This window comes from Bacillus licheniformis DSM 13 = ATCC 14580 (genome assembly GCF_000011645.1).
GTDB classification, from domain to species: Bacteria; Bacillota; Bacilli; order Bacillales; family Bacillaceae; genus Bacillus; species Bacillus licheniformis.
The window spans coordinates 559323-575912 of the sequence record NC_006270.3 but is presented as its reverse complement, the minus strand read 5'-3'; the positions used below and the strand labels follow the sequence as shown (position 1 = coordinate 575912).

Here is a 16590-nt window from a genome sequence, read left to right as displayed (position 1 = left end):
AAGCTTATCATGGTTTATGAAAGCTTATTTTCATTGCATCTATTTAATCGATTACACAAAATTTGATTGTTTTTTATTAATTATGGAGTAAGCTTTTCAGTAAAGCTTATCAAAGTTGATTTTCTAGTGAATATTATCACCCGACCGCACCATTCTTACCGGTCTTTGCCCCACCGAAAACCATAAAATGCCCCATTAAAAACCATGAATTACACCAGAGCAAAATGTGAACCTGACGGAACAAGAATTTCGTCAGGTTCTTTCTGCAATTTGGCTCTTGTTATATCAAAGTAACCTAAACAAAAATAAAATTATTTTATCCTTTTGTATAAGTTTACTTTACTTTTGTAAAAAGTAAGTTTATAATTTGATTCAAGAGGTGATGGTCGTGAAGAAAGACTTTGGTGATTCGATATCAAATAAGGTTTATGAATATCGTGTACTTGCCAGAATGTCTCAGCAAGAATTAGCGGAGAAAGTCGGGGTTTCCAAACAAACCATTTTCGTAATGGAAAAAGGAAATTATGTTCCGACTCTGCTGTTGGCTTTTCGAATTGCTGAATTTTTTAATGTTGATGTAAACGAAATTTTTACTTATGTGAAAGGAAATGATCAAAATGATAAGTAAGTTTTTCTCAGGTATCCATAACACAATTTTTTCCCCTTTAAGGTCCTGGGCTGAACAATCTCCGGGAAATTGGAATATTCTCATCGTTGTTGGTTTTTTATTGGTTTATGGTAGCGGGATTTTGGTCTATGTATTTTATAAAAAGCTTGGAAAAGACGACGAACGGACAAATAAAATCTATTTGAAAAGTAGTTCCTATATGCTGTTGGTCATTATTCTATGTGACATGATTTTTCCTAAAGATGATATGTGGACCATCTTTTTCTTGTACAAATATGCGCTGGCATTTTTAGCTGCTGGGATTTACCTATCCGTCCAATATAAAAAGGATTTTTCATAAGAAAGGCCGGGGAGTGATTCTCAGCCATGGGCGGAGGATTAGACAATACCTCCTTACAGACTAATGATAATCACCCCCCTTAAGCCAGAGATTGCTGAATTCCTATTTTAAGAAGCCACCAACCTCGTATTGAATGATGATTGGCGGCTTTTTTATAAGCGGTGGTGCAACTTATGATATTCAGTGGTGGATTACACGATATTGGATGGCGCAAAAGATGGTTAGCGTGGCGCAATCGGTCGATAATATTCACTTGGTCAAAAACAACTTCCTCACGGGCGTACTTTTCAATTACAGCCCTAAATCGTTCGATTTCCGGTGCAATCTAATTCGTGGGAAGTAGACATAAAAAAACACCAAGGGCGTCAAAACCCTTGGTATCTCTGGTATGCGGCCGAGAGGACTTGAACCTCCACGGGGTTGCCCCCACTAGGCCCTCAATATAAAGTGAAAGCTTATCATCAGTTACAAAAGCCTGTCATATCAAGCATTCACAGATACTCATTATACTTATCATTTTATGTTCTTTTTGGTCACAAAATGGGGAACTGTTTTCAGACTAAAACAAACATGACTTCTGTGTCACGTATTGAATTTTATCTTCGTCTAAGAAAACACACTTCAAGAAAATCCCACGGCTTACTTCAAACAACTCCCACTATATAAATAGAGGTGTTTGCCGCTTAATAACAGACATTGTATAATAAGTGCAATAATAAAGTTGAGGTGAAAAAACATGTTTTTAGCTCCACTATTTGAAAATGATGTTCCAGTAGCACTTCTCCGCCCTTAATGGAGTAAAGTGACTACTTCTCTCCGTTAGGGCATTTATTGACCTAATTATAAATACGGAGGGAACAAAAAAATGAAAAATACCCTGTTAGGTTCTATATATTTAGCTTTAGCCGCTAGTATCTGGGGCGGCATGTATGTAGTGGTTAAGGTTGTTGTCGCAGTAATTCCGCCTATTGAATTGGTTTGGATTAGGTACGTAATCGCCATCCTTACACTTCTTATCGTTGGTTTAATAAAGAGACAATCTTGGAAAATTCATAAACGTGACCTTTTATTAATTGTTGTCATTGGAATAGTTGGCAACACAATTTCAATTGTTACGCAAGAATATGGAACGATGTTATCTTCAGCACAAATGGGGGCGATTATTACGTCTTCCACACCAGCGTTCATGGTTATTTTTGCTCGTCTATTACTTAAAGAACCATTGAATATAAAAAAAGGAACCTCAATTATTTTAGCGACTATAGGCGTATTATTTATTGTTGGAAACGGTCATATTGATACTTCTAATCAGATTGGTGGTATTTCTCTGCTTGCTGCAGCACTTACATGGGCGCTAATGTCAGTGCTTATCAAACTCGTGCCCAACAGCTATTCGTCTTTACTTGTGACAACGTATTCAACTTTTGTTGCCATTGTGGCACTAACTCCTTTTGTAAAACCTACCGCAATTTTCACGTCACAACTGCTTGACCCTAAAATTCTAGGTGGTCTTTTGTATTTAGGAATTGTTTCAACAGCTTGTGCTTTTTTATTATGGAACCGTGGATTGCAATTATTAAATGCTTCAAGTGGAGGTCTCTTTTTCTTTTTTCAGCCTCTAGTTGGAACCTTACTTGGATGGCTTCTGCTGGGAGAAAAAATAGGCGGGACATTTTGGATAGGTTCGTTTTTAATTCTTATTGGTGTTTTATTAGTTATTAAAGAGAAAGAAAAAGACGTTAATTCATAACAAAAAGAAAAGCAAACTATTTTATATAGTTTGCTTTTCTTTTAACTTTAGTTTCTTCCCTCTATGAGAAATTTGATGATTAATCCTAATAAACCGAAACAGATTCCAAACTCCTTTGATCCAAAGGAGCTACATAACATAACAACACAGAATTGTCTTTCCTCCTCAAATAGCTCACAAGTTAAATGACTTATTTTTAACCAATTGGACACTATTTGGTCACAAGAATCAAAAAACTTGAAGAAACAAAAAAACACCAAGGGCGTCAAAACCCTTGGTATCTCTGGTATGCGGCCGAGAGGACTTGAACCTCCACGGGTTATTCACCCACTAGGCCCTCAACCTAGCGCGTCTGCCATTCCGCCACGACCGCATGATATGTTGTTTTTTAAGTGCGGGTGAAGGGACTCGAACCCCCACGCCGTAAAGACACTAGATCCTAAGTCTAGCGCGTCTGCCAATTCCGCCACACCCGCGTGAAAAAACAATGGTGAGCCATGAAGGACTCGAACCTTCGACCCTCTGATTAAAAGTCAGATGCTCTACCAACTGAGCTAATGGCTCAAATATAATGGCTGGGCTAGCTGGATTCGAACCAACGCATGACGGAGTCAAAGTCCGTTGCCTTACCGCTTGGCTATAGCCCAACATATGAGAAATGACCCGTACGGGATTCGAACCCGTGTTACCGCCGTGAAAGGGCGGTGTCTTAACCACTTGACCAACGGGCCATATGAAGTCAGCATCATATTTTCCTAATGGCGGAGAAGGAGGGATTTGAACCCTCGCGCCGCTTACGCGACCTACACCCTTAGCAGGGGCGCCTCTTCAGCCACTTGAGTACTTCTCCATTGGCTCCACAGGCAGGATTCGAACCTGCGACCGATCGGTTAACAGCCGATAGCTCTACCACTGAGCTACTGTGGAATGATCAGACTCATTTTATTATAAATATGTCGACAAAATGTGTCAAGAAGAACAATTTGTCTTTGTGGCTCGTCTTGCGACGGCTTTTATAATTTATCATAGACAAGCCTGATCAGTCAACCCTTTTTTATGATTTCTTTTATTTTCCCTCCGCACTTGCCGCAAACGTAACGGCTTGTATCCATTTTCCGCTTTCGGAGAAACGTTTGTCCGCATGCTTCACACTTGTATGTGCGTACTTTTCTTTGCGGCTTTTTCTCTTTTTCGAGCGGCGTGCAGAACCGCGGCGCACCGACTTCCTTTAATAGCGTTCTAAAATCCTTGTCGCGGTGCTTGTAGCCTTTTCCTTCAAGATGGAGGTGGTAATGGCACAATTCATGCTTGATGATGCCTTCAAGCTCTTTTTGCCCGTGTTCTGTCAGGTATTTTTTATTCAGCTCGATATTGTGGGAATTCAGCAAATACCTGCCTCCTGTCGTTTTCAGGCGGCTGTTGAAGTAAGCGCGGTGCCGGAACGGTTTTTTAAAGTATGTGAGCGAAAGCTGTTCTGTCAGCTGCTGCAGTTGTTGTTCATCCATTGCTTGGGTCCACCTCATTTTTAAAAACATTGAACAGGACAAATTCCGGGCGGCATAAACTAATACACGACACCCATACTCTTATGATAAGAGCCTGAGGAGGGATGAGCAATGCCGAATTGGCTCAAAAACCAGATGCAGAGAGCTTTTTATGAAAAAGATCATTACCAGATTAAATTGCTGAATCAGTGCTGGTATTTTTACAGAAAAAAACACTGCTGATGAGCAGTGTTCATCCGAGTCCGAATGGAATTTTCTTCTGTTTCCTCATCATCTTCACCGGTCCTTTTATCATCTCACACAATGGCGCCCGTTACTCCCCAAATGGAGCTGACCGCCCGATTTCGGGGAGCATGGGCGAATGGTTCTTCTGCGGATGGACGAGCCGTTTATTCTTTTCTTTTAAACGGAAACCAGTTGGCTGAGCCGAAGATCCGAACCATTACAGGGACGAACAGCGGCAGCATGACGAATGCATACAGCAAAAGACCCGTCAGCACAAGGGTGGCGATTTGCAGAAGCGATAAAACGCCGGACGGCAGCATCGCCGCGAAGGTTCCCGCCAAGATGACAGCGGCTGAAATAATAACCGATCCCATATTTTTCATCGATTCCGTCATCGCCGTCATAATATCCGTTCCCCGGTATTCGTTAAACCGTTCCATCAGGAAGATCGAATAGTCCACACCAAGCGCCATTAAAATCACAAAGCCAAAGAAAGGCACCGCCCAGTTGAGGCCGGGATAGCCGAAAAACGCCGTGAAAATAAATTCGGTTACACCGATGGATGCAAAGTACGTCAAGACCAGCGATCCGACCAAATACACCGGCATGACGATTGAACGGAACAGCAGGACGAGGATCAGGAAGATTCCGATCATCATATAGATCACCGTGTTGCTGAAGTCCTGGTCTGACAGCTGCTTCAAATCGGCGTTGATGCTGGAAACGCCGCCGACGCCAAACGATGCATCGTGCAAATGCGTGTCGGGAAGAGCCCGTTTTACTGATGCTTCAATGTCTTTGACCTTGGCAATCGCTCCGTTTCCATACGGATTGTCTTCCAATATCACATCGATCGTCGTGATATGGCGGTCGTCTGACATATAGGAATTAAACACCTGCTGAAATTGCTTGTTTTTCAGCACTTCTTTAGGGACAAACCAGCCGGACATTTCTTGATCCGATGCGTTTTTCAGCTGATCCAGGTAGTCGCCTGCTCCCATCAGACCGCTTGAAATTTTTTCGAGGCCGTCCACGCTTGAATTCAGCCCTTTTGTTAATTGATCGAGCTGGCCGGCGAATTCTCCGACTTTTTCCTTCATCTGCTTTTGGCCTTCAGCGACCTCACCTGCGCCTGATTCGAGCTTAGGCAGCGAATCGGCGAGCTGTCCCTGCCCCTTCGATGTCTCTTCAAGCCCTTTTTCGATTTGGCCGAGGCCGTTTATCAGAGCATCGATTTTGCTTGTGTACACTTTTTGCTCTTCCTGCGCTTTTGCGATAAATGCATCTGCTGCTTCAAGCTGCTTTTTCGCGTTTGCCGCCTGCTTCGTGTAAACGGCCGCTTTCTGTGATCCCTGCTTGATTGCCGATGCAAGCTCTGTGTAAGAGCCTTTGATCGCCAAATAAGAAGGATTCTCCTTCACTTCGGGAATTTCGCTTTCAAGATTTTTGAAATTTTGATTTGTCTGCTCAATCATCTTTTGCACGTCAGCCGTTATGCCTTGGGCATTTTCGGCTTGAGACAATGCCGCTTTTAAGATTTTCGATATTTCTTTGTAGGTTTCGATTTGTCCATTTAATTGATCGACTTGCGCCGTCAGCTGTTTTTTCGCAGTTTGGATTTCTTTTTTCGCCTGGGCGACGCCTTGTTTGCTTTGGTCTGTTCCTTCCTTCAGCTTTCTCATGTTGGCTTCAACGTCGCTGATTCCGGCTTGGATCGATTCGGTTCCTTTGATCAGCTGGTTGATTCCTTTTCCGGACGCTTCGATTTGCGGCTTTTGATCCGCGATTGACTTGCTCGCTTCTGCAAGCCCGTCTTTAATCTTTTTCAGACCTTTATTGCCGCTTTCAAGGCCTTTATTCAGCTCGTTCGCCTGTGTTTTGACGTACAGGTCGCTCAGCCCTTTTCCGACCGGCCGGGTCGCACTGCGAACTTTGCTGACGCCGTTTGTCTGTTCAATGGCGCGGCTGATTTTTTCAATCGCGATCAGCCCGTCATTGGTATCGAGCGCATCCGATGTTTTGAGCACGACCGTGACCGGCAAAGATTCTCCCGGCCCGAACTTGTCGGAAATGGTGTTAAATGCGCTGACGGATTCGTATTGATCTCCGATTTCGTCAAGGCTGTTGTAGGAAAGCGTTCCTTTATACATCAAGATCGGCGGCACGGCCACGGCCGCTACGATCAACAGGCTGATCAGCGGCTTACTGAAAGCGAAACGGCCGGCGGTTTCCCATAGCTTTGACTGCGGGTGCCCGATATTTCCTCTGACAGGCCAAAACAGCACTTTCCCCAAAACAGCCATGAAAAACGGCACGATCGACAGAAGCGCCAAAATCAAGACCGCGACACCCACCGCTACTGCGACCGCAGACTTGTAAAGCTGGAATTCGGCAAAGCCGATGCAAGTAAAACCGATCAAAACGGCGATTCCGCTGAACAGAACGGTTCTCCCCGCCGTTTTATACGTTGTCAGAATGGCTTCGATCTTGTCTTTCCCGCGGGCGATCTCTTCCTTAAAACGGCTTAAAAGAAGAATGCAGTAATCCGTGCCGATTCCGAACATGATCGCCACCATAAAGATTTGCGTAAACGTGGACAGCGGAAAATCAGCGTATTTGACTAGATAGGCGACGACGGACTGGCTCACAAGGTATGAAAGCGCGACCGCCAAAAGCGGAACAAAAGGCGCAACCGCAGAACGGAATACGAGAATCAGCACGATTAAAATAAAACCGACCGTGATATATTCGGTCTTCTTCAAGCCTTCCTGCGAGCTTGTCATGACATCATCATCGATGAGCGGCTGCCCGGTCATCTCGTAGTCAAGTTTTAAAGTTTTAAGCTTTTCATTGACCTTTGCTTTAAATTCGGCCGCACTGATTTTGTTTGCATCAAATGTGACAGGCACGAGCAGCGTCGTTCGATCCTTTGACAACAGCTGCTTTTGAATATCCTCATCCGCGTTAAAGTACGATGTAATATCTGAGACGTGAAGGGAGGAATCCTTCTCTAAAGTGGTGATCGCTTTTTTTAAAGCCGCCTCCCGATTCGGCAGGAGGTGTTTGTCCTGAAATACGACGACAACCGATTTGTTCGTATCCCCGTCTTTTGACATTTGTTCGAGAAGCTTGTTCGCATAAGAAGACGGATAGCCTTCAGGAACCGCTATCTGGCCCTTCTCCTTTGTTAATTGCCCCATATCGGGCGCCGTGATGAATAAGACGGCGGCCATTGCAATCCAGAGCGCCGCAATGATCCATCTCGCCTTTATAATCGTTCTCATTGATGTTTTATTCCTCCTCTATGAACTTTGCAGGTAGATTGATTTCTTTGTATTTTAAGAAAGTCGGCAGAAAAAGCCGCCTGCTAGCCTTGTCCTTGCTGTTTTTCATTACTTCACCACTTTATTCGCAAAAGTGAAAGATCATTCATTTTACAGGAAAACAGCTGAAACCGCTTGATTAACTTATCGGCTGATAGGCCATTGATATTTGAAGGTTTTAAAAAATAAACACCTATTGATTAATAAACACATGTTCATTATAATTTGGGGCAAATGGGGTGTTCAATCGGCAATTGGGGTTGAGATGTTCAATAATGAACAACATACGTAAATTTGTTTATAAACGGAGGTCACCGATGGAGGACAGAAGGTCAATTAAAACAAAAAGAGCGATAAAAGAGGCTTTTTTAAAGCTGCTCCATGAGAAAGAAATCAATAAAATTACCGTTTCCGATTTATCGAGGCGCGCTGATTTAGGGCGCGGGACTTTTTATCTTCATTATCGGGATGTTTTTGATTTGTATGAACAAATCGAGAATGAGTTGTTTGATCAGCTGGGGAAATTTTACGATGATTATTTTCCAAGCGAAGATCCGCACCATCTGCTCACCTTCATCGAAAAAACGACTGAATATATTTATCAAAACGCTGCAATCTTCACTTTATTGACGAAACCGAAAGGAAACATTTTGACCATCAATAAATTTAAAGATTTTTTCAAGCAGAAGATTTTCGAAGAATTGAGCATGATGCAGCAATCAGGTAATGAGATGGCATGCGATGAAATGGAAATTACATTTCTAGTATCCGGAGCGGTCGGCATTTTTGAAGAGTGGATCAACGGCGGCATGGTTCAGACGCCGGCACATATTGCAGGCGTCGTCCACCGCATCCTGTTGAAAATCGCGATGTAAAAGATAAGCCCGCCGGAAAATAAAGCTTCCGGCGGGCTGACTTCAAGTCCTATCGATCTTTTACCATCGATAAGGAGACCCTTCCTTTTGCAGCGTCGACATCTTCCACCCATACGGTGACGATGTCCCCGACCGACACAACGTCGAGCGGATGCTTGACGAAGGAATGGCTGAGCTTGGAAATGTGGACGAGCCCGTCCTGTTTCACGCCGATGTCGACAAACGCCCCGAAGTCAACGACGTTCCGCACTGTCCCCTGAAGTTCCATCCCCTCTTTTAAGTCCTCCAATTGAAGCACATCGGTTTTTAAGAGCGGTTTAGGGACTTCATCCCTCGGATCGCGCTCAGGCCTCGTCAGCTGGGCGCAAATGTCTTTCAGGGTGATTTCCCCGATCCCCAGCTGTTCAGCTGCTTCGGAAATATTCAGTTCGTTGATTTTGTCCTGAAGCTCTTTTGTGCCGATTTGGGCTGTTGAAAGGCCCAGCTTTTTCAGGAGCTCTCTCGTCTCTTTATAGCTCTCCGGGTGGATGCCTGTCCGGTCGAGCGGTTCATCGCCGTCAGGCACCCTTAAAAAGCCGATGCATTGCTCATACGTTTTCGCGCCCAGGCGCGGAATGTCTTTCAGCTCTTTCCGGCTCGTGAATTTTCCGATCTCATCCCGTTTTTTGACGATGTTGGCCGCGACTGTTTTCGATAGTCCGGCCACATATTGCAAGAGCGCGGCTGATGCAGTATTCACGTTGACGCCGACCTGGTTGACGACGGTTTCCACGACAAAGCGGAGCGAATCGTTTAGTTTTTTCTGGCTGACATCGTGCTGGTACTGGCCGACCCCGACCGACTTGGGATCGATTTTGACGAGTTCGGCGAGCGGGTCTTGGAGTCTGCGTGCGATCGACACGGCGCTCCGTTCTTCAACCTGCAGATCGGGGAATTCTTCCCTCGCAAGCTCTGATGCCGAATAGACGCTGGCTCCCGCTTCATTGACGATCAGATAGTACACCTTTCTGTCGATGTCCTTCAAGAGATCGGCGATAAACTGTTCCGTCTCTCTTGATGCCGTTCCGTTCCCGATTGCGATGACCTCGATTTGAAAGTCTTCGATGATGCGTTTTACTTTTTCGATGGCGGCGCTTTTCTTATTGACGGGAGGGTGCGGGTATATGACGTCGATCTTGAGCATCTTTCCCGTCTCATCCACGACTGCCAGCTTGCAGCCTGTGCGGAATGCCGGGTCGACGCCGAGAACGAGCTTTCCTTTCATCGGCGGCTGCAGCAGCAGCTTGCGCAGATTTTCGGCAAATATGTGAATCGCTTGGTCTTCCGCCTTTTCCGTCAATTCTTTTCTGATTTCCCTCTCGATTGACGGCTGAATCAGGCGCTTATAGCCGTCTTCGATCGCGCTTTTCAGGACATCTTGAGCACTTGTTTGCTTTTGTTGTAAAATCCGTTTTTCCAAGTAAGCTTGGATGCGGTCTGCCGGCGGCTCGACCGACGCTCTCAAAATCTCCTCTTTTTCGCCGCGGTTAACTGCGAGTACGCGATGAGGAACGATTTTTTGAATCGGCTCTTCGTATTCATAATACATTTCATAGATTTTCTTCTCATCCGCTTCGGCATCTTTTGCCGCGGACTTCAGCGTTCCTCTTTTAAAAGTCTCCTGCCTGATCCACTTCCTGTATTCCGGTTCGTCTGAGATCCGTTCAGCCAGTATGTTCTTTGCTCCTTCAAGCGCTTCTTCGGCGCTCATGACTTCCTTTTCTTCATTTATGTACTTGCGGGCTTCGGCTGCTACATCTTCATTACGCGGGAGCGAGATGATGAAATCAGCCAAAGGTTCAAGCCCTTTGCTTTTGGCGATCGTCGCCTTGGTTTTTCGTTTTTGTTTAAACGGTCTGTATAAGTCTTCAACTTCCTGGAGCTTGTCCGCTTTTTCTATATCCAGCTTCAGCTGTCCGGTCAGCTTGCCCTGTTCATCGATCAGCCTGATGACTTCGTCTTTCCGCTGATTTAAATGCTGAATGTATCCCCAGCGTTCGGAGATAGTTTGTATTTGGACTTCATCCATGGAGCCCGTTTGTTCTTTTCGGTATCTCGCAATAAAGGGGACGGTGTTGCCGTCCTCTAATAATTGAATGACACTCTCGACATGCTTTGGCGCAAGCCCCGTTTCTTTTGCGATTTGTTTGACGATTGACGCTAAAGTATCCATTGTAGCCTCCAAAAGAATGTTGTCTTCTTAGTGTACCAAAAGAAACGGAAAAACACCTATATCAAAGGGCAGCTTCCTTAAAAAAGCTGTCCAATGATATAGGTGAGATCGTCTTTTCCCATTCGTGTGTATGATTCAAGCTGATTCGATATATCTCCCGGTGTATGGTGCTGTTTTAAATAAGTCCGGAGGGCGGGTACTTCCAAACCGTCTGAATAAATGATGAATCTTGATCCTTTTTCATACGTATAGGTGAATGTTTTGTATGTTTGCGGTTTTCCCGACATGTATCCCGTCACAGGGAGAGGGTGGATATATTTGTCCGAAGGAGCGTATAAGATAAAGCGAATATTGCCTACAGAGCTGTAAGCGATCGTCCTTGTTCGAAAATCGACTTTTAAAATTGAAACGGTCGCACCGCGCTTATGTTTCAGCGCTTGATTGCACCGTTCCATCAAGCTTTCGACATCTTCATGGCCGTGCTCTTCGACAACTTCGCTGATGACCGAAGAGGATTCGCGTGCCAACGCACCGCTGCCAAGCCCGTCAGCCAGTGCGCACACCATGGTTTCGTCAGTCGCATGGAAATAAAAACTGTCACCGCAGACGGCTTTTCCTTCTTTAGGAAGCTGATAAACAAGCGCTTGCATGTGTTCATTCGACTCAGTCCAAATCATGGTTTAAGCTCCATATACGGATCTTCAGCCAATGCTTCCCTCAGCCTTTTGACAGCTTTGCGCTGCAGCCGTGAGACGTGCATTTGCGATATGCCCAGCATTTCGCCGGTTTCTTTTTGGCTTTTGTTTTGAATGTAAGTCAGCTCAATGATTTGCTTTTCACGGTCGGATAGTACGTGTAATACGCTTTCAAGCATCAGCTTTTGGTTCACCTTTTCATAGCCTTCCTCCTGCGAGCCGACGATGTCCAAGATCGTCACCGTGCTGCCGTCTGCATCAGCTTCAATGCTGTGGTCGACGGAAAGCGCCTGATAGCTTTTGCCCATCTCCATCGTTTCCAGCACTTCTTCTTCTGTAACGTCAAGAAACTCGGCAATCTCATCGACTCTTGGAGACCTTTGCGTTTCAGTCGTTAAATGATCCACCGCCATTTTGATTCTCGGCCCGAGCTCCTTGATCCTTCTCGGAACGTGGACGCTCCAGGTCTTATCTCGGAGAAACCGTTTGATTTCTCCGATGATGGTCGGAATGGCAAACGCTTCAAACGATTTTCCCACATCGGGGTCATAGCGTTTGATGGCTCCAAGCAATCCGAGCATCCCAACCTGGCATAGATCTTCGTGAAAGCTTTTTCCTTTTGAATATTTTTTGGCGAGTGTTTCCACCAGATTTTTATATGTTTGAACAAGGGTCAGCTGAGCGTCTTCATCCTGGTTCTCCTGATATTTTTTAATCAGCGTGTCGACTTCGGTTTTAGTTAGTTTCGTAGTTTTGGACGGTTGTGCCATCATCAACTCGCTCCCTGTTTAAGAACTTTGTCATCGAGACGGTTACGCCTGAGTCAATCTGGACATGCACTTCATCCATGAGCGTCTCCATTAAATATAAACCGAGCCCTCCTTCTGACAATTGATCTACCGTATGCTCAGGGGAATATGGTCCGAGCTCCTTCTGTTTATCCTGAATATCAAAACTGTCTCCCTGATCGGCGACGACGATTTCGAGGCGGTCTTCGAACACGCCGAATCTGACGGAGACCTCTCCTGTGTTGTTGTCTGCTTTATAAGCATGCTGCACAGCGTTTGTGCACGCTTCGCTGACCGCAATTTTCAAGTCTTCGATGTCATCATAAGAATACCCCATCTTGCTTGCAATCCCCGACAGGGTTAAACGAATGATTCCTACGTATTCTGGTTTGGCAGGTGACTTCATTTCAATGTAATCAGCTGCTCTCTTCATTATAATCCACCCTCTGACTTTCCAGAAATGTCAATGATGTCCTTTAAACCTGTAATATCAAACAAACGAATCAAACGCTCTGACAGATTTTCAAGCACTAAAGAACCCCCAGTTCTGTTTACCGCTTTGTAAATGCCGACGAATACACCCAGCCCTGTGCTGTCCATATATGAAACGTCTTTCAGACTAACTTTGAGATCTTTTCCTTCTTCCGCGAGCGGCATCAGCTCATCCCGCAGTGTTGGAGCCGTGTGCACGTCAATTTCGCCCGCAACTTTTACTTCTATCACATGGTCATTTTTATTCGTATCAACTGCCAAATTCACAATATCACCTCTGGTTCTCTTAATGAGCTACTGGTTTATTACCCAGCGAAGAGAAGCTTTAAACCTTTCTTTTTAAAACAATGAGAGTAAAATCATCATGAAGCTGAAAATCCTGAAGCTTGAGCAGATGTTCGTATATATTGTCAACCATTTGCTGAGCCGGTTTCTCCATATGTACAGTAATCAGGTTCTGCAAGTCAGACCGCTCCAAAAACCCGCTGTCTGTCCGGCATTCAGTTACACCATCTGAAAAAAGAACGATCATATCGCCAATATCCAGTTTTTGCTCGTACTGCTCATAGTCGTAATTTGATGAAATGCCAAGAACGAGGCCTTTTGCGTTTAAATCGTAAAATTTATTTTCCCTGCAAGAATAATAAAAGCCAGGTTCATGACCGGCAGATGAAAACGTAAATAGGTGTTTTTGAAGATGATAGTTGCCATAAAACATTGTAATAAACATGCTTGGGTCTACATTTTGTTCGACGACCCTGTTCAGGTTTTTCAGCACCTGTGAAGGAGACGTGCCCGAATCCGGCAGAGAGTCCATCGCATATTTGATCATCGACATGCATAACGCAGCCGGTATTCCTTTCCCGATTACATCCGCAATGGCGATATTAATCGATTCCTTGTCGCGCACAAAATGATAATAATCACCGCTCATTTGCTTGGCCGGAATGCTGACCGCACCGATTTCGAGCGCTTCAACTTTCGGAACCGTCGTCTCAAGCAGCGTTTGCTGGACATTCGCGGCAATTTCAATTTCCGATTTAATTTCCTGCTGAATTCCTCTTAATGTTTGATGTTCTTGATAGGCCAAACCGTATCCAATCATCACTTCAATTAAAAAATCGAGAGAATGGAACACATGGTCTGGAAGATCCGGATATAATTCAGACAGAACTTTTCGGTGTATGCTGATAATCTCTTCCGGCGGCACTTGATGTTCAATCGTTTTTCTGCTGAATTTCTGCCCCTGATAAAGGGATGTCTCTGTTAATTCAGATATATAACGGCTAAGCAGCTGTCGATAGCGCTGCTCAATCACTTCCCTGAAATCCATTCCTTCCCTCCTACCGCAGCCATTTTACGGCTTGTATATCCGTTCCATTTTCCGCGTCCGAATGCAATTCAAATTGGTCCATCAGACGCTTTACTCCCGGCAGGCCCGCTCCGAGGCCGCCTGAGGTTGAAAAACCGTCTTCCATCACTTTTTTGATGTCAGCGATTCCCGGCCCCTCATCCTCCGCTACGATTTTCAACCCCTTTTTTCCTTCTTCCTGAACCTGTTCGATGCAGATTCGGCCTTTTCCGGCATACAAATAAATATTACGCGCCAGCTCTGAGATGGCTGTCGTGATTCTGGCCTGGTCCACTGTGCCGAACCCCAGTTCTTTTGCGACATTTCGCCCAAGCTGTCTGGCGGCCACTATGTCCCATTCAGTCAAAATCTTCACACAGGATTGGTCTGCCATATTTATTCCCCCAATTCCCGCTGCAATGTCTCGAGCCCCTTTTCGAGATCGAGCGCCGTCTCGATCTCGTCCAAAGAAATGCCGAGTTCAATCAATGTCACCGCAACAGCCGGCTGGATGCCAGTCAGAACGACTTTGGCGCCCATCAGTTTTGACATTGTAATGACATCGCCAAGGACTTTGGCGATGAATGAATCGATGATGTCCACTGAAGTCAGATCGATCACCACTCCGTTCGAACCGGTTTCATATATTTTGTTCAGCAGGTCCTCTTGGAATTTCAGAGCGGTTTGGTCATCGAGCTCTACTTGAATGGATACCAATAAACAGTTATACAGCTTCAAAATTGGAATGTTAGGTACCCTCAAAGATTATTCCTCCAATGAAACAATTTTTCTGTCTGTCATTTCTAATGCGGTTTGAATTCCTTTTTGCAGGGTATTTTTTGTAATAACCTGAGTTAAATCGATTCCCAAATTCACAATCGTCTGCGCGATTTCCGGGCGGATTCCGACGAGCAGGCATTTAGCTCCGACAAGTCTGACGGCTTCGGAAGCCTGCATGATGTGGTGTGCGACCATCGTATCGACGACAGGCACGCCCGTAATGTCAATGAGCACGACTTCAGACCGGTGTTTGACGACGCCGCTCAACAGGTTTTCCATAATCTTTTTGGCCCGCTCCGTATCGATCGTGCCGACAAGCGGCATCACCGTAATATTTTCAAAAACCGGGATCAGCGGCGCCGAGAGCTCCTGTAATGCGACCTTTTGCAGAGCAACGGTTTTCTCCCAGGAGATCGCATACTGATTCAAGATTTCGCTGTTGATCGGTTCGATAAATTTATCGATTTCCCAAATCAAATCATAGCACTGCTGATCTTCCGGCACATCCTTGTTCATTTCATAGTAAAGGTGCTTCCAAAAAGCTGATAATCCCGACGACAGCAGCTTCAGCGGAACGCCGAGCTGTACGGCTTTTGAAGAGAACTGGTAGATGGTGTCGATCGATTTTTCATTCCCGTCCCCGGACTCATTCATGAGGATATGAATATATTCATTGCTGATCGTCTCATACATGTGTTCAGTCAGCTTCACGTTTGTCATGTTGCTGTTTAAGTCTTTCAGAATATCCGCCAAATTCCCGGCGAGTACATTTTGGTGTTCCGAGATAAATTTTAACACCGCTTGATTCGACATGTTCATCCCCCTGACTACATCTGATAACATTTTTTGGACTAACAGTTCCATTATATCGTTTGTTATTTTTGAACACAAAAAAAGTTGCTCTTTCGCCTCGAGCAACTTTCATCAATATTAAAAATCAATGAGTGCCAAACTGATTTGTAAGGCTTCGTTGACCTTTTCCATCATTTCATCATCGAGATGGGTGATTTTGTCCGTTAATCTTTGCTTGTCAATCGTCCGAATTTGTTCGAGCAATATAACGGAGTCTCTTTCAAAACCGTAGCGTTTCGCATCAATTTCGACGTGGGTAGGTAATTTTGCTTTCTGTATTTGGGCTGTTATGGCTGCAACAATAGCAGTTGGGCTGAAGCGATTGCCGATGTTGTTTTGAATCACTAAAACCGGGCGCACCCCGCCTTGTTCTGAGCCAACAACAGGAGATAGGTCAGCAAAATAAACATCGCCGCGTTTAACAATCAAATGATTATCCTCCGCTTACTAAGCGCTCTACTGTGTTTTCAGCCTCATACTCTGCAAATTGAGCCTCAGAAGAGATGTTCAAATTGATCTTGGCCATCTCCATATAACCGCGTCTCATCGATTCCCGAATTTGTCGATTTTTGCGTTCGCGTAAATACATTTTTGTGGCTTGGTAAATCAGTTCATTTCTGCTCCCGTTATCTTGCATGACGACACCATCCAGTTCTGATACTAAAGCTTCTGGCAAGCGAATCAATATTTCAGTTGTTGCGCTGGATTCAGACAAAAACATACACCTCCACCAAACTTACGGATACAACACTCTATCCATTCCATTCATAATCA

At 44.9% G+C, this 16590-nt stretch carries 18 protein-coding genes, 7 tRNA genes and 1 pseudogene; 5 read left to right on the top strand and 21 right to left on the bottom strand.

All coding sequences use genetic code 11. The features are described 5' to 3' along the window. Nucleotides 1-382: 382 nt before the first annotated feature. Nucleotides 383-628, top strand: coding sequence for a helix-turn-helix transcriptional regulator (locus TRNA_RS24365; RefSeq protein WP_016885180.1), 246 nt, complete (start codon nt 383-385; stop codon nt 626-628). Further along, nucleotides 618-968 carry a hypothetical protein gene (locus tag TRNA_RS24360; protein ID WP_011197573.1) on the top strand — a complete coding sequence of 117 codons (351 nt, stop codon included), beginning with the start codon at nt 618-620 and terminating at the stop codon, nt 966-968. The genes TRNA_RS24365 and TRNA_RS24360 overlap by 11 nt, the downstream gene beginning before the upstream one ends. A gap of 241 nt (nt 969-1209) precedes the next feature. On the opposite strand, the pseudogene TRNA_RS44025 reads toward TRNA_RS24360, so the two are convergent. Continuing rightward, nucleotides 1210-1293: pseudogene (locus TRNA_RS44025) on the bottom strand (hypothetical protein); the annotation flags it as partial. 540 nt (nt 1294-1833) lie between these two features. Between TRNA_RS44025 and TRNA_RS24350 the strand changes: the two are divergent. Further along, nucleotides 1834-2718, top strand: a complete 885-nt coding sequence (locus tag TRNA_RS24350; protein WP_011197572.1) for a DMT family transporter — start codon at nt 1834-1836, stop codon at nt 2716-2718. Nucleotides 2719-3007: 289 nt separating this feature from the next. Here the strand turns inward: TRNA_RS24350 and TRNA_RS24345 are convergent. The 8 genes from TRNA_RS24345 to TRNA_RS24310 all read right to left on the bottom strand — a co-directional run bounded on the left by TRNA_RS24345 (nt 3008) and on the right by TRNA_RS24310 (nt 4223). After that, nucleotides 3008-3091, bottom strand: a tRNA-Leu gene (locus TRNA_RS24345). A gap of 20 nt (nt 3092-3111) precedes the next feature. Then, a tRNA-Leu gene (locus tag TRNA_RS24340) sits at nt 3112-3194 on the bottom strand. Between the two features lie 12 nt (nt 3195-3206). Continuing rightward, nucleotides 3207-3282: transfer RNA gene (locus TRNA_RS24335), tRNA-Lys, on the bottom strand. 8 nt (nt 3283-3290) lie between these two features. Continuing rightward, nucleotides 3291-3365 (bottom strand) — tRNA-Gln (locus tag TRNA_RS24330). Between the two features lie 12 nt (nt 3366-3377). Beyond that, nucleotides 3378-3449, bottom strand: a tRNA-Glu gene (locus tag TRNA_RS24325). A gap of 28 nt (nt 3450-3477) precedes the next feature. After that, nucleotides 3478-3568, bottom strand: a tRNA-Ser gene (locus TRNA_RS24320). Between the two features lie 2 nt (nt 3569-3570). Next, nucleotides 3571-3645, bottom strand: a tRNA-Asn gene (locus tag TRNA_RS24315). 116 nt (nt 3646-3761) lie between these two features. After that, nucleotides 3762-4223: a SprT family protein gene (locus TRNA_RS24310; protein WP_003179155.1), complete on the bottom strand. Its 462-nt coding sequence runs from the start codon at nt 4221-4223 to the stop codon at nt 3762-3764. A 111-nt stretch (nt 4224-4334) separates the two neighbouring features. Here TRNA_RS24310 and cmpA point away from each other — a divergent pair, with 111 nt between their 5' ends. Next, nucleotides 4335-4445: a cortex morphogenetic protein CmpA gene (gene cmpA, locus TRNA_RS43540; protein WP_003179153.1), complete on the top strand. Its 111-nt coding sequence runs from the start codon at nt 4335-4337 to the stop codon at nt 4443-4445. 167 nt (nt 4446-4612) lie between these two features. Here cmpA and TRNA_RS24305 read toward each other — a convergent pair whose 3' ends face one another. Then, on the bottom strand, nt 4613-7732 hold the full coding sequence (locus TRNA_RS24305; protein ID WP_011197571.1) for an MMPL family transporter: 3120 nt from the start codon (nt 7730-7732) through the stop codon (nt 4613-4615). Nucleotides 7733-8088: 356 nt separating this feature from the next. Between TRNA_RS24305 and TRNA_RS24300 the strand changes: the two genes are divergently transcribed. Beyond that, a complete protein-coding gene (locus TRNA_RS24300) occupies nt 8089-8646 on the top strand; it encodes a TetR/AcrR family transcriptional regulator (protein ID WP_003179149.1) in 558 nt (185 codons plus the stop codon). 49 nt (nt 8647-8695) lie between these two features. On the opposite strand, the gene TRNA_RS24295 is transcribed toward TRNA_RS24300, so the two are convergent. From TRNA_RS24295 to TRNA_RS24245, 11 genes are all read right to left on the bottom strand, one after another. Beyond that, nucleotides 8696-10858, bottom strand: a complete 2163-nt coding sequence (locus TRNA_RS24295; protein WP_011197570.1) for a Tex family protein — start codon at nt 10856-10858, stop codon at nt 8696-8698. 77 nt (nt 10859-10935) lie between these two features. Beyond that, the gene (locus tag TRNA_RS24290) at nt 10936-11535 is read right to left on the bottom strand and encodes a PP2C family serine/threonine-protein phosphatase (RefSeq protein ID WP_003179145.1); all 600 of its coding nucleotides are present in this window, start codon (nt 11533-11535) and stop codon (nt 10936-10938) included. Then, a complete protein-coding gene (sigB, locus tag TRNA_RS24285; RefSeq protein ID WP_003179144.1) occupies nt 11532-12323 on the bottom strand; it encodes an RNA polymerase sigma factor SigB in 792 nt (263 codons plus the stop codon). The genes TRNA_RS24290 and sigB overlap by 4 nt, the downstream gene beginning before the upstream one ends. Then, nucleotides 12289-12774 (bottom strand): anti-sigma B factor RsbW, encoded by a 486-nt coding sequence (gene rsbW, locus TRNA_RS24280; RefSeq protein ID WP_003179142.1) that lies wholly within the window; start codon nt 12772-12774, stop codon nt 12289-12291. The genes sigB and rsbW overlap by 35 nt, the downstream gene beginning before the upstream one ends. Further along, nucleotides 12774-13100: an anti-sigma factor antagonist gene (locus tag TRNA_RS24275; protein ID WP_003179140.1), complete on the bottom strand. Its 327-nt coding sequence runs from the start codon at nt 13098-13100 to the stop codon at nt 12774-12776. Before TRNA_RS24275 ends, rsbW begins: the two co-directional genes overlap by 1 nt. A gap of 58 nt (nt 13101-13158) precedes the next feature. Continuing rightward, nucleotides 13159-14166, bottom strand: coding sequence for a PP2C family protein-serine/threonine phosphatase (locus TRNA_RS24270; RefSeq protein WP_003179137.1), 1008 nt, complete (start codon nt 14164-14166; stop codon nt 13159-13161). Nucleotides 14167-14176: 10 nt separating this feature from the next. Next, nucleotides 14177-14578 (bottom strand): anti-sigma regulatory factor, encoded by a 402-nt coding sequence (locus tag TRNA_RS24265; RefSeq protein ID WP_003179135.1) that lies wholly within the window; start codon nt 14576-14578, stop codon nt 14177-14179. A 2-nt stretch (nt 14579-14580) separates the two neighbouring features. Beyond that, the gene (locus TRNA_RS24260) at nt 14581-14946 is read right to left on the bottom strand and encodes an STAS domain-containing protein (protein ID WP_003179132.1); all 366 of its coding nucleotides are present in this window, start codon (nt 14944-14946) and stop codon (nt 14581-14583) included. 3 nt (nt 14947-14949) lie between these two features. Beyond that, the gene (locus TRNA_RS24255; protein WP_003179130.1) at nt 14950-15777 is read right to left on the bottom strand and encodes an RsbT co-antagonist protein RsbRA; all 828 of its coding nucleotides are present in this window, start codon (nt 15775-15777) and stop codon (nt 14950-14952) included. A gap of 117 nt (nt 15778-15894) precedes the next feature. Next, nucleotides 15895-16245 carry a type II toxin-antitoxin system endoribonuclease NdoA gene (ndoA, locus tag TRNA_RS24250; RefSeq protein ID WP_003179128.1) on the bottom strand — a complete coding sequence of 117 codons (351 nt, stop codon included), beginning with the start codon at nt 16243-16245 and terminating at the stop codon, nt 15895-15897. A gap of 4 nt (nt 16246-16249) precedes the next feature. Next, entirely contained in the window at nt 16250-16531 is a 282-nt protein-coding gene (locus TRNA_RS24245; RefSeq protein ID WP_006638778.1) for a CopG family ribbon-helix-helix protein, read from the bottom strand. Nucleotides 16532-16590 lie beyond the last annotated feature (59 nt).